10 protein-coding genes are annotated in these 12,938 nt (G+C 70.5%); 5 read left to right on the top strand and 5 right to left on the bottom strand.

Going from position 1 to position 12,938, the window contains the following annotated elements; all coding sequences use genetic code 11:
- Window positions 1–19: 19 nt before the first annotated feature.
- Window positions 20–613 carry a hypothetical protein gene (locus ACGF8B_RS04410; protein ID WP_392734708.1) on the bottom strand — a complete coding sequence of 198 codons (594 nt, stop codon included), beginning with the start codon at window positions 611–613 and terminating at the stop codon, window positions 20–22.
- 222 nt (window positions 614–835) lie between these two features.
- On the opposite strand from ACGF8B_RS04410, the gene ACGF8B_RS04405 reads away from it, so the two are divergent.
- Entirely contained in the window at window positions 836–1,339 is a 504-nt protein-coding gene (locus tag ACGF8B_RS04405) for a DinB family protein (RefSeq protein ID WP_392734706.1), read from the top strand.
- 48 nt (window positions 1,340–1,387) lie between these two features.
- On the opposite strand, the gene ACGF8B_RS04400 is transcribed toward ACGF8B_RS04405, so the two are convergent.
- Complete coding sequence (locus ACGF8B_RS04400) at window positions 1,388–2,257, bottom strand: LLM class F420-dependent oxidoreductase (protein ID WP_392734704.1); 870 nt, start codon at window positions 2,255–2,257, stop codon at window positions 1,388–1,390.
- A gap of 196 nt (window positions 2,258–2,453) precedes the next feature.
- On the opposite strand from ACGF8B_RS04400, the gene ACGF8B_RS04395 reads away from it, so the two are divergent.
- From ACGF8B_RS04395 to ACGF8B_RS04385, 3 genes are all read left to right on the top strand, one after another.
- Window positions 2,454–2,999 (top strand): MarR family winged helix-turn-helix transcriptional regulator, encoded by a 546-nt coding sequence (locus tag ACGF8B_RS04395; protein WP_392734702.1) that lies wholly within the window; start codon window positions 2,454–2,456, stop codon window positions 2,997–2,999.
- 112 nt (window positions 3,000–3,111) lie between these two features.
- Window positions 3,112–5,718, top strand: coding sequence for an MFS transporter (locus tag ACGF8B_RS04390; RefSeq protein WP_392734700.1), 2,607 nt, complete (start codon window positions 3,112–3,114; stop codon window positions 5,716–5,718).
- Between the two features lie 104 nt (window positions 5,719–5,822).
- Window positions 5,823–7,058, top strand: coding sequence for a serine hydrolase domain-containing protein (locus tag ACGF8B_RS04385; RefSeq protein WP_392734698.1), 1,236 nt, complete (start codon window positions 5,823–5,825; stop codon window positions 7,056–7,058).
- Window positions 7,059–7,153: 95 nt separating this feature from the next.
- On the opposite strand, the gene ACGF8B_RS04380 is transcribed toward ACGF8B_RS04385, so the two are convergent.
- A complete protein-coding gene (locus tag ACGF8B_RS04380; RefSeq protein WP_392734696.1) occupies window positions 7,154–9,607 on the bottom strand; it encodes an LAETG motif-containing sortase-dependent surface protein in 2,454 nt (817 codons plus the stop codon).
- Window positions 9,608–10,025: 418 nt separating this feature from the next.
- On the opposite strand from ACGF8B_RS04380, the gene ACGF8B_RS04375 reads away from it, so the two are divergent.
- Window positions 10,026–10,745, top strand: a complete 720-nt coding sequence (locus tag ACGF8B_RS04375; protein ID WP_392734693.1) for an MBL fold metallo-hydrolase — start codon at window positions 10,026–10,028, stop codon at window positions 10,743–10,745.
- A 10-nt stretch (window positions 10,746–10,755) separates the two neighbouring features.
- Here ACGF8B_RS04375 and ACGF8B_RS04370 read toward each other — a convergent pair whose 3' ends face one another.
- Together ACGF8B_RS04370 and ACGF8B_RS04365 are read right to left on the bottom strand one after the other, a co-directional pair.
- Window positions 10,756–11,472, bottom strand: a complete 717-nt coding sequence (locus ACGF8B_RS04370) for a DUF6333 family protein (RefSeq protein WP_392734691.1) — start codon at window positions 11,470–11,472, stop codon at window positions 10,756–10,758.
- Window positions 11,473–11,684: 212 nt separating this feature from the next.
- Window positions 11,685–12,920, bottom strand: a complete 1,236-nt coding sequence (locus ACGF8B_RS04365; RefSeq protein ID WP_392734689.1) for an erythromycin esterase family protein — start codon at window positions 12,918–12,920, stop codon at window positions 11,685–11,687.
- Window positions 12,921–12,938: the final 18 nt, after the last annotated feature.

Below are 12,938 nucleotides of genomic sequence, written 5' to 3'. Positions count from 1 at the left end.
TGCCGGACAGGAGATCCGGCTACCGGACGGGGACCTCGCTCCCGAAGAGCATCCAGGGCGACTGGTCGTACGAGGCCACCCCGGCCAACTGCGGCTGCATCGCGGCTATCTCGTGCCGCACGGCCAGGGTGTCCGGCCAGCTGTCGAAGAACGTGGTGCCGCTGACGACGACGCCGCTCCAGTCCGTCGCCACCGAGGCTCCCTCGCGGTCGACGACGAAACCGATGCAGAGCACCGACGCCCGCCCTATCGCCTCCCTGATCGCCCGCGCGGCAGCCTCCTGCTCGTCCCGGGTCAGCCGGCCGAAGCCGAATTCGAGCGCGACGACTCCGTCCCGCATCCGGCGGACGCGGGCGGGAACTTCGGTTCCGCTGTTCATCCACAGCACGAAGTCGACGCTGTCGAGCCGCTGGAGTCCGGCGAGGAGCACGAGCTGCTCCCTGGTCACCCACGACGGGGTGCCGTGCGGTCCCGGCCCCGGGCCGAGCAGCGTGACCCGTCTGGTCACCGGGTGGCTGAGCCGCAGCCCCGCGGCGTCGAGATCATTGAAGAGCGACTCGGAGTCCGGTCGGCTCCAGCCGAGGTGGTACGAGTAGAAGAAACCGTCACTCATCGACACATCACCCCATGCGAGACAGGTGGAGCGTGCAGTTCCAGATATCTGCGGGCACGCCGGACAGGCGCTCGTGGCAAGCGCCGGTCGGGTGGCTCACAGTCGGTCGTGCACGAGCGTAATGAGGCCGGATCGCCGGGGCGTGGGCCCACGGACCCAGGGGCGGGCCCCATTGGACAATGCGGTGGACAGCGGACGGCCCGTCGCCCATCGTGTACGGCGATGACACGCACCGATTCGCCTCCCGCCTGGGACGAGCGCACTCAGCTGGCCACCTTTCTCGACTACGTACGCGACACCGCACGCGCCAAGTGCGAGGGCGTCTCGCCGGAGGACGCCCGCAGGGCTCCGCTTCCCGGCTCGCCCCTGATGACGATCGCCGGGCTGATCAACCACCTGAGCTGGGTGGAGTACCACTGGTTCGAGGTGTCCTTCCTCGGCGGCCCGGACGAGGGCCCGTGGACCGACGAGGACCCCGACCGCGAGATGCGCATCGCGGTGGACATGCCGCTCGCCGATGTGCTTTCGCTCTACGAGGAACGGACCGCCCGCTACAGCGAGTTGGTCGCCGCCACCGACCTGGACACCCGGGCCGCACAGCCGCGCCGCGACGGCACGCATCCCGATCTGCGCTGGATCGTCCTGCATCTGATCGAGGAGACCGCCCGGCACAACGGGCACCTCGACATGATCCGGGAGATCGTGGACGGCACCACCGGCGTGTAGACCCGCCCGTTCGGCGGTGGGGTACGTGGCGCACCCCACCGCCGTCGGCTATCCGATCCCGGCGACGGCGGGGGCGATGTGCTCGGCGATCCGGTGGGTGAAGCTGACCGGGTGACGGTCGGGCAGCACCTGGATCTCGCCGATGCCCAGGCCCGCGTACGCCTCCGCGTCGGCGAGGAACGCGGCCGGCCTGTCCAGGACCGGGCCGCCGTACATCACGGTCTTCGTGATGGCGTCGTAGTCACGGTCCTCCGCATCGCAGTGCGCCCGCAGCACGTCGAGCTTGTGGGCCACTTCCTCCTGACCGGTGGCGAAGAGGTTGCACGCGTCCGCGTAGCGGGCGACCAGGAGCAGGGTCTTCCGCTCGCCCCCGCCGCCGATCATGATCGGCGGGTGCCCGCCGATCGGCTCGGGGACACACAGCGTCTCCGCGAGCCGGTAGTGCCGGCCCCGGAACGGGCCGTTGTCGTCGCTCCACATCTGGAGACAGATGCGGATGGTCTCCTCCAGCCGCTCGAACCGCTCGGCGACCGGGACCACCGGTACGCCGAGCCCGTACTGCTCGCGCTCGTACCAGGAGGCGCCGATGCCCAGCCTGGCCCTGCCGCCGGACAGCACATCGAGGCTGGTGACGATCTTCGCCAGCAGTCCGGGGTGCCGGTACATCACGCCCGTGACCATCAGCCCGAGCGTCATCCGCTCGCTCACCGCCGCCACGTAGCCGAGGGTGGTGTACCCCTCCAGCATCGGTTCGTCGGCGACGCTCTGCCCGGTCTCCATCTGGAAGTAGTGGTCCATCACGCTGAAGGACGCGATCCCGGCCTGTTCGGCGACCCGTACCGATTCCGCGAGGGTGGGCGCGATGAGCGCCGGGTCGGCGGGTGTGGAGTAGTTCCAGTAGTGCAGGCCGAGCTTCATGTCCGCCCTCCGAAGGCCGAGGGGGCTCGGGCGCGGGACTTCGGCGCCGTCGCGGCCGGTGATCTCACGCTACGCGCGGCGGCATCCATCGGCACGTCGGGCGGGTGCCGTCGGACGGCGTGCCGGGCGGGCACCGCCGAACTCACTACGGTTTCAAAATATCCGAATCGGAAGTACTTCTCCTATGCTGGGAGCCATGGAGACCACGCGCGAGCCGGCCCCCGGCAGCGACTCGATCGACCGGCACATCTCCCGATGGCGACGGGAGGTCCCCGACCTGGACCCGGTGGTCGAGGGCGCCGTCACCCGGATGCAGATGCTGGTCCAGTACCTCCAGGGCCGCAAGGAGGCCGGGCTCGCGCAGCACAGGCTGAAGATGTGGGAGTACGAGATCCTCTGGCGGCTGCGCTCCGCCGGCGAGCAGTACCGGATGACACCGAGCCAGCTGGCCGAGGGCCTGGGCACCCATCCGGCAACGCTGACGAACCGGCTGGACCGCCTGGCGAAGTCCGGTTACGTGACCAGGGAGCCCGCACCGGAGGACCGCCGGAGCCTGCTCGTCGCACTGACCGAGAAGGGACGCGACACCTGGGCATCCACGATCGGCGATCAGATGGCGACCGAACGCGCGCTCCTGGCCCCGCTGGACGAGGCGGAGCGGGAGCAACTCGTCGTCCTGCTCCGCAAGATCGCCTCGGCGGCGGAGTCCGACGGCCCGCCGCTCATGCCGTCCCCCGGCTGAGCGGGCACGCCGCGACCACGAAACGGCCGATGCCGAGAGGAATCGCCCGTGTGCGCCCACGGTTCACCACGACTCGGCACCACGGGTTGGATACCTCAACTATCTTGCTCCCGTGGACCAGTTGACCGCCGAAGATCCGACGCACATCGGCCCCTACCGCCTGATAGCCCGACTGGGCGCGGGCGGCATGGGTCTGGTGTACCTCGGCCGTTCCGAAGCCGGACGGACCGTGGCCGTGAAGGTGGTGCAGGCCGAGCACGCCCAGCACCCCGAATTCCGCAAGCGGTTCACCCGCGAGGTGGCGGCCGCCCGCCGGGTGGGCGGGACCTGGACGGCGGCCGTGCTCGACGCCGACACCGAGGCACAGGTGCCGTGGGTCGCGACCCAGTACATCCCCGGGCCCGACCTGACCACCGTGGTCGCCAAGGACTTCGGGCCGCTGCCCGAGCACTCGGTCCGCACCCTCGCCAACCGCCTGGCCACGGCCCTGGAGTCGGTGCACGGCGCGGGTCTGATCCACCGCGACCTGAAGCCGTCCAACGTGCTGGTGACGGTGGACGGGCCACGGGTGATCGACTTCGGGATCGCGCGGGCCATGGACAGCCTCGCCGGGGACAGCCTGCACACCCGCACCGGAATGCTGATCGGCTCCCCCGGTTTCATGTCCCCCGAGCAGGTGCGCGGCCTGGAACTCACCCCGGCCAGTGACGTGTTCTGCCTGGGGGCCGTGCTGGTCCACGCCGCCACCGGCCGCCTTCTCTTCGGCGCCACGGAGACCGGACTGAACGCGCACCTCTTCCGGGTCGCGGAGGAGGAGGCGGACCTGACCGGCGTACCGGAGTCGCTCGTCGACCTCGTACGCGCCTGTCTGCACAAGGACCCGGCGCAACGGCCCACGCCCGCCGACGTGGCCACCCGTACGGCCGGTGACCAGGACGGCGAGTGGCTGCCCGGTGCGGTGCTGGCCCAACTGGGGCGGCACGCTGCGCAGTTGCTGGACTTCGCTCCGGAGACGCGGGCCACGCGGCCGGATCCACGGGTGCCGGCGCAGGCCCGGCCCGTTCCGGCGCAGCCCGTTCCGGCGCAGCCCGTTCCGGCGCAGCCCGTTCCGGCGCAGCCCGTTCCGGCGCAGCCCGCGTACGCCCCGACGGCACCGGCGGACGGTGTGCCGGCACCCGGGTCCGGGCCGTCCCTGAGCAAGGCACCCGGGGGCGGCCTGCCGGCGGCCCCTGCCCCGGCGGCCGCCCCGGCTCCGCACCCGATGCGGTGGTGGGGCCTCGGGATGGCCGCACTGGCCCAGCTGCTGGTGCTGATCGGCACGTCGATCACGAGCATCGCGCTGCCGGCCATCCAGGCCGATCTGGGTGCCTCCGTCGACGACATGCGCCTGATCTCCACCGCCTACATGCTGTCCTTCGGCCTGTTGCTGCTGCTCGGCGGGCACCTGGGCGATCTCCTGGGCCGCAAACGGGTGTTCGTCATCGGCGCGGCCGGTCTCGCCGCGGCCTTCGTGATCGGCGGGCTGGCCCCCTCCGCCGATCTGCTCATCCTCGCCGGTGCGCTCCAGGGTATGTCCGCCGCGCTGCTCTCGTCGTCCGCGCTGGCCCTGGTCTCCGCCGGATTCAGCGACCCGAGGGAACGCGGCAGGGCCTTCGGTGTCTACGCCGCGGTCGCCGGGGGTGGCCTGGTGTTCGGCGTGTTCGCGAGCGCCACGCTGGTCGACACCCTGGCCTGGCACATGTGCATGTACGTCAGTGCCTTGCTCGCCCTGGTCATCGCGGTCTGCGCGGCCCCTCTGGTGCACGACCCCCACCCGGCCCGCACTCCTGCCCGTCCGGACGTGACGGGCCTGGCGATCGGCTCCGTCGCGCTCATCGCCCTCGCCCTCGGCTTCGACCGGGCCCAGGCGACGGGCTGGACCACCCTTCCGACCCTGATTCTCCTCGCGGGCGGCACCCTGTTGCTGCTGGCCTTCGCGTGGCAGCAGACCGTTTCGCACCGTTCGATCGTCCCGGCGGGCGTACTCAGGGACCGTGACCGTGCGGGCTCCCTCCTCGCCCTGTTCGTCCTCGGCCTGAGCCTGTTCGTCACGTTCCTGGTCGTGAACAGGTACCTCCAGGCCATCCTCGAATACTCCCCGGCCCACAGCGGCAAGGCCCTGCTGCCCATGGCCGGCGCCACCGTCCTCGCCGCCACCCAGGTCTCCGCCCGTCTGTGCCACCGGCTGGCACCCCGCAACCTGATCGTGCCGGGCCTGCTCCTGACGGCGGTCGGTCTGGCGCTCCTGACCTCCATCGAAGTCGATGCGGGCGGCTCGTACACCGCCCAGGTGCTGCCGGGCACACTGCTCATCGGCTTCGGTGCCGGACTCGCCCTCACGCCGCTGTTCACCACCGTGACCGGCGGAGTTGCCGCGCAGGATTCCGGCGGGACCTCGGCGATGGTCCTCGCGGCCCAGAACGTGGGTGTGTGGGCCGCCTGGCCCCTGTTCACCGGTGTCCTCGCCTCGACGACCTCCGATCGGCTGAGCGGCATGCCGAACGCCTCCGCCTCGGTGATCGAAGCGGCCGAGGCCGGCTTCCCGCTCAGCCCGAACGACGTGATCGGCAGCGCGGTGGAGAGCGGATACACCGCGGTCCTCTGGTGGACGGTCGGTCTCACCCTGCTCGCCAGCGCGCTCGCCGGACTGCTGGTCACGGCCAGGGCACCGCAACGGTGATGGCGGCGAGCGACTCCAACGATCAACCCTGATAGCCGAGTTGCGCGTCACAGGCACCGAGCGGGGCGACACCGCGCCCCCTCGGTGACCCGGAGGCAAGACGTATGAGGCAACGGACCGCACGTATCTCCTCGCTCGCCCTGGCGGTGGCCGCGACCGTGGGGGCGGCCGCGTCCGGCCCTTCCGCACAAGCGGCCCCCGCGTCCGGCCCTTCCGCACAAGCGGCCCCCGCGTTCGGCGCACCCGGGCACGAGGCGACCCGGGCAGCGTTGCGGGCCGTGGTGGAGAAGGGCGGGCTGCCCGGCGTGGCCGCCATGACACGGGACGGCAGGGGCGGCTGGTACGGGGCGGCCGGTCACGCCGACACCGCTACCGGTCGCGAGCGCTCCCCGGGCGACCACTTCCGCGGGGCCAGCATCACCAAGACGTTCGTCGCGACCGTCCTGCTCCAGCTGGAGGCGGAGGGGAGGCTGAGCCTCGACGACACGGTCGAGCACTGGCTGCCCGGCCTGGTGCGGGGCAACGGGTACGACGGGAACCGGATCACCCTGCGCGCGCTCCTCAACCACACCAGCGGCATCGCCGACCACACCTCGGACCCCGCGTTCATACACGATGCCGCCGGCCCCGGCTTCCCCGAGCACCGGTACGACACCCATACGCCCGAGGAGCTGGTGGCGGTGGCGCTGAAGCACCCGCCGGTCCCCGACCCGGAGAAGACACCGCTGTACTCGAACACCAACTACGTCCTGGCCGGGATGGTCATCGAGAGGGCGACGGGCCGCTCGTACGCCCAGGAGACCACCCGCCGCATCATCCGGCCGCTGAAGCTGCGCGGCACGTCGTTCCCCGGCACGGCGCCGCGGCTGCCCGACCCGCACCCCGTCGGCTACTCCCGCCTCCACCAGGAGGCCCCCGACGCCGAGATCCACGACGCCACCGAGCAGAACATGACCTGGCTGGGCGCGTCCGGCGACATCATCTCCACCGGAGGCGACCTCAACCGCTTCCAACGCGCCCTGATGAGTGGGAGGTTGCTGCCGCCCACACAGATGGCGGAGATGCTCGACGAGGTACCGCTGGGCGACGGGACCGGGTACGGGCTCGGCGTCGAGTTCGCGCAGTTGTCCTGCGGCGTGAAGGTGGTGGGCAAGAGCGGCCGTACGAACGGTTCCCTCTCGGCGATGGTCGGCACGCAGGACGGGAAGCATCAGCTGACGTTCAACATCAACGGTGACTGGCTGCAGAACGGGGCGGTGTACGTCGATGTGATCGAGGCCGAGTTCTGCGGCAAGTCCCCGACGCACGGGTCCCGCGCCGGGCAGGCGCTGGTGCCCTGAGACCCGGGACCGGAGAGACGGAAGGGCTCCACCCGGGTCACGGGTGGAGCCCTTCCTGCCGGATGTGCAGCCGGCCGGGTGTGCGGCCGGCCGGGCTAGTGCTGAGCGGTGCGCCGTCGGCGCATCCACCACATGAGGCCGCCGCCGGCCGCCGCGAGCACGGCGGCGATGCCTGCGATCAGGCCGACGGGAGTGTCGCTGCCGGTGTGGGCGAGATCGCCGTCAGGGCTGCCCGGCCCGGATGTGGCCGGGGGCTGTCCGCCGTTGCTGTGGGTCGGGTCCGGCGTGCCCGGTGTGGAGGGCTTGCCGGTCGGGGTCGGCTTGCCGGTGTGCGACGGGGTGGGAGTGGGGTCGCCGCCCGGGTCCTCGCCGCTCCCGTCACCGCCGGGCCCGGCACCGAGGTAGAGGGTGTCGGTGTCCCGGTAGGAGGTGTCGTCGGATTCGCGGGAGTTGCGGGTGGTGTTGTCCAGGTCCCGGTTCTCCAGGTCGAAGCGCGCCTTACTGATGTTGCGCTTGGGCTGCTTGGAGAAGTCGACACCGCCGACGCCCTGCTTGTAGATCTTGCCGCCGTACTTCAGCTCGAACCACTCGATGCCCTCCTTGATCGTCTTCATGTACTTGTCCCAGACCATTTCGCGGGTCCAGTCCTGGTACGGGGCCCGGATCGGCCACGCGGAGACGTCGTTGGAGTTGATGATCCGGTGGAAGTCTGTCGGGGACTTGGCGTCGGTCTGGCGGATGTACTCGGCGGCGACGCGGGCGTTGTAGACGGCGCGCAGATCGGCGTACTTGGGGTCCTTGTTCACCCGCTCCTGGATGACCGGGACGATGTTGGCGTTGACCGACACCTCGATCTGCTTCTTCTCGGCGTCCGAGAGGTCGGTGCACTCGGTGGAGCCGGGGACGGTGTAGTCGACGTCCAGCCACTGGGCGGACACGTCCATCGGCGAGTCGAGGATGTAGATCCCGCCGTCCTGCTCGCGGACCTTCGCCTCGTCGGGCTCGATCCAGAACCGGGTACCGGGGAAGCAGGGTATGCCGTTGCGGCGCGGCGCGGTGTCCCAGTAGCGCTTGCCCTCGGCGTGCTTGTCCGGGTTCAGCGCCTCGGAGAAGTCGTACTTCATGAGCAGGTCCGCGTCGAGAAGGACTCGGCCGGCGTCGGTCTTGCCGAACTTCGTGTCCATGACCTTGCCCGGCTGGTCCGGGTTCAGGTTGACCCAGAACTTGTCGGGGGTCAGCGCGAGCCAGGTGAACAGGGCGTCGGAGGAGAGCTGCATCCTCCTCTCACCGCCGAAGCCGGGGTTGTTGTCCGGGTCGGGCATCTGGTCGGCACGCATGGAGTACTGCATGCCCTTGCCCTTGCCGAGGCCACCGACGTAGCGGAGCTCCATGGTGGTGAAGTCGACGCCGCCGGGGCCGCCCCTGGGGAGGGTGCCCCTCGGGTCGAGGCGGTTGGCGTCCCGCTGGAAGCGCTTGGCCTCCTCCAGGGTCTTCCCGGAGGAGATGGCGCGCTGGTTGGCGGGGCCGCGGGTGCCGCAGTTGTTGGCGCCGGCCGCCATGAGCTGCGTCTGGGTGCCGCCGGTCTGGCAGGCGGGGGCGAACCACCGCTGGTGGTCGGAGAACCCGCGGATCGGGGTGGTCTTGGGCACCGGGTTGTAGAACCGCTGGTTGCCGCGGACCTGGCCGCTCTTGCCGCCCCGCATGGCGCGGACATCGCGTTCCAGGTCGTTGATGTGCTTGACCTGGCCCTGGGTGAACTTCTTGGCGCCGGTGAAGCGGAAGGTGTGCTTGGGCATCGACTTGGCGACGACCCGGTCCTTCGCGAGCTGCTTGGCGGTCAGCTTGCTGTTGGACTTGAACTCGTTGAACTCTTTGGTCTTCTTGTTGTAGGCGTCGTAGCGGCGCTCACCGACCTTGTCGCCGTTCTTGTCGAACAGTTCGACGGTGACCTCGCACAGCCAGTCCGGACCGATCAGGCGGTAGTCCTTGACGAGCTGACGCTCGAAGCCGGAGCCCTTGTGGTTGTTGATCTGGTTGCGGATGTACCGCTTGTCGAACCAGTGCTTGAACCCCAGGCCCTCCTTGTTGGCGAAGTACCGGGCGTAGATCTCCATGGCCCGGTCCTCGGGCTTCTTGGAGAGGTCGGCGGCCTTCTTCCAGGCCGCCACGTTCTTCTCCAGGTCGCCGGGGACCTTCGACAGTGCCTGCGTCTTCTCGGCGGCCGTCGGCGTCTTCAGGCCGTCGTAGGCCTGGCCCGGCAGGTCGTACTCGAACTTCCGCGGTAGGGCGCTGTCCTTGTGGAGGTTGCCGGTCAGGTCGTTGGGGAACCCGGAGTTCGCCGGGGTTTTCGCGGCGGGCGGGAGATTGTTGCGGGTGTCGCAGCGCTGGCCGGAGCCGGGCTTCATCTTCGCCGAGACCGGCGGCAGCTTCGGCGGAGCGGCCTGGACGGCCGGCAGCCCGGTCATGGTGACGGCCGCGGTCAGGCCGAAGGCGGCCGTGAAACGGGCCGCGAACCGCCACCGGGACGGTATGCGGAGCAGTTTGTTCAAGAGCTCGTCTTTCCCTCGGATGGGGCCTGAGGGGTTGTGGGCGGCACGTTGGGCCCCCGTGACGTGTACGCGCCGCCCGGACACCATAGCCACAACTACGCCTGGGTAAAGAGGAGTTAATGGCGTGTCGGCACCACAGCTTCTCGCCCCCTTCACACCGTGGTCGCCGGCTCCCCGCGCCTTGGAGGTTGCGCGGACAGACGTGCGTTCGCGCGTTGATGGGCGGCGGGGTACGCGCGGGGTCGGGGGCGGGGCCGGGCCCGGTCGTGGGCGGGCCCGGGCCGGGGCCGGGGCCCGGGATGGGTCGGGCTCGGCTGGTCAGGGGCGGGCCCGGGCCGACTGCCTCGTTCACGCTGCGCTTAATTCACCGTCGGCGGAAGCACCTGGACATCCACCGGCCTGTTGTTAGCGTCGAAACATGGAATTCTTCCAGGTCACCCCCACTGTCTGGCAGCTGGCCCTCCCGGTCGGGCACGTCCACTTCGTGCGTGTGCCGGACGGCTACGCGCTGATCGACACCGCCGTCCCCGGCTCCGCTCCCGTGATCCTCGATGCCCTGACCCGGCTCGGCGGCCGTCCGGAAGACCTGCGGCACATCGTGCTCACCCACTCCCACATCGACCACATGGGATCGGCCGCCGATCTGGTCGAGGCCACCGGCGCCCGCGTCCTCGCCGGAGCCATGGACGCCCCGGTCATCCGTGGCACCGTCCCCGAACCCCAACCGGTGTACACATCCCCGGAACACGCGCTGCACGAGCAGATCATGGCGGGCTTCGCCGAAACGGACGTCCGGCCCCCGCGACATGTGCCGGTGGATGTGGAACTGCACGACGGGGACACCATCGACGGCTGGGGCGAGCCCGTCCACGTCCTGCACGTGCCCGGACACACCCCGGGAAGCATCGCGCTGCACCTCCCCTCCAGCGGGGTGCTCTTCCCGGGCGACAACATCGCCACCGTGGAGGGCCGGGCGATCCTCGGCCCGTTCAACGTGGACAGGGAGCAGGCCATCGCCTCCTTCCGACGGCTGGCGTCGCTGGATGTGGAAACGCTGTGCGTCCCGCACGGCGAGCCGGTGTCGAAGGGTGCGAGCGCGGTGCTGCGGGCGGCGACTCCGGAGAACGACTGGGTGTGAGTCGGACCCCTCAGCCGAAGTACAGGCCCTCCATCGAGCTGACGGACAGATCGCTGTGCTGTACGCGGAAGGCGGTCGTCTGTATCTCCTCCCACCCCCAGGGGTCGGACTGCCCCAGTGCCAGGCCGGCCAGCGAGGCCCATTCGACCTCGTGGACGGGCTGGTCCATGTCGATGTCGGCGGCGGTGAGCATCCAACTGCTCAGGCCGAGCGAGGCGATGACGGCGTAGGGGTCGCCCAGGACGACGAACGGTTCGTCGTCGGGCCAGCCGGAGGCGTGGAACATGGCGCCGTCGGGGAGCATCACGACGGTTTCGGTGTGTTCCATTCCGCCGTAGTAGGTGACGTGGCCCACGATCCGCGCCGCGGGGAAGCGCTTCCGCATCCGTTCGGCTTCGCCCAGCAGTGGGTTTCCGTTGCCGTCGTCGGCGAAGACCGGAGTGCAGACGGCCCGCATGCCGCCCCACGCGGCGGCATGGACGATGTCCAGGTCGGAACGGACCGACGAGGGCAGCGGTGTCTGCACGGAACGCGGCCCGAGATCGTCCAGGACCGCCTCGATGCCGTCGACCGACTCGACGAACTGGCGTGCCTGCTCAGGGTCGTTGGCCGGGAGGCTGCGGGCGTCGATGTCGAGCGGTGGCTGAGCCACGGTGAGATGACACAGGCCCAACGAGCCGCGAACGGTCCGGTCCGGGGCGGAAGTCCAGTACTTGGTATCGGTCATGCGGGCCACCGTAGTCGGGCGGTGAAGCGTGGCTCTCCCGGCGCGAACCCGGGAAGCCGGGAAGCCGGGAAGCCGGGTTCGCCGGGAAACCCGCGAAGCCAGGGCCGGACTACGGGCCCCACCCGTAGTCCGGCCCGTCCGGCCCGTCCGACCCTGACCCGTCGGACACGTCCTGAGCCCATAGGACACGTCCTATGCCCATGGGACACGTCCTATGCCCGTGGGACGTCCCTGACGAACACGATCCCGTCCGCGTCGCCGTCCGCCAGCCGGACCGGGTCGAGCGGGGCGTAGCCGAACCAGGGTGATACGCGGGCGGCAGGCGGCATATCGCCGAGGGCGGCGGCCAGTCGGCGGGCGTCGAGGACGCACCGGTCCTCCGGGAGCGCGTACAGGAGCCCTTCGACGGTGTCCGGCGGCGGGGCGTCCACACCCTGGTGCCGGATCGTCCCGAGGGCCGTCGCCACGAAGGCGTACTCCTCACCCAGCCGAGCGCTCACCAGCGCACCTGCGCCCCACCACTCCAGCTGCGCCCCGCCCATCCGCATCGTGCTGCTCCCCCGCTGAAGGTGCGAGTTGTGGGCGTGGGCGAGTACCGGGCCCCGTTCGGCGAGGGCGAGGAGGTTGTGGGCCATCATCTGGTCCCGCAGGCCGACAAGCCGGGTCAGGCGGGCCGGTGAGGGGTCGGCCATCCAGTGGTGGTAGCGCAGCAGGCCGATCGCGGTACGTCCGTACAGTTGCGCCCGGTCCCGTTCGTCCCGCGAGGCCGTCGCGGTCAGGTGCGGTGCCTGCGCGTCGAGCAGGGCCACCAGGTCGTCTGCGAGCAGCCGCAGCCGGCCGGCCTCGGCCGACTGTCCGGCGGAGCGGGAGGGGTCCATCATCGCGGCGGGCTCGGTCCACCGGTCGTCGGCGCCGAGCAGGCGGTCGAGCACCTCCGCGGTGCAGGGGAGCAGGTCCGCGTCCACCCTGGCCGCGAGGTAGCCGTGGAGCGCGGTGAGGGCCTGCCGGGGACTCGCGGCGTGGGTGATCTCCAGCGGGCCGTCGAACCCGGCGAAGCGGAGCCGTTCGGACGCGGGCCGGCCGTCGTTGTCGGCGCGGACGTTGTGGGCGCGCATCCAGCGCACCAACTCGCGGTTGCCCTCGAAGGCGCCCCAGCCGTGGCTGAATCCGTGCTCCATGGCCTCGTCGAGAGTGCCCGCGCCCGAGGTGACGTAGTCGTCCACCACCTGGCCCATCAGGCAGTCGCTCTCGATGGTGATGGTCCGGTAGCCCTCCTGCTCGACGAGTTGCCGGAAGAGCTCGTTGCGCACGTCGAGCAGGGTGTCCTCGCCGTGGGTGGGCTCGCCCAGGGCGAGCAGCCGGGGCCGGCCGGGGAGCAGCCGCGTGACAGCGGCAGCATCGACGGCATGGGCGATGTCCGTGATGTGGGTGGCGATGTCGGTAGCCATGCCTTCAACGCTATCGTT

The sequence above is a fragment of the Streptomyces sp. NPDC047917 genome, assembly GCF_043204345.1.
Lineage (GTDB): Bacteria > Actinomycetota > Actinomycetes > Streptomycetales > Streptomycetaceae > Streptomyces > Streptomyces sanglieri.
This window is presented reverse-complemented; position numbering and strand designations above follow the sequence as displayed.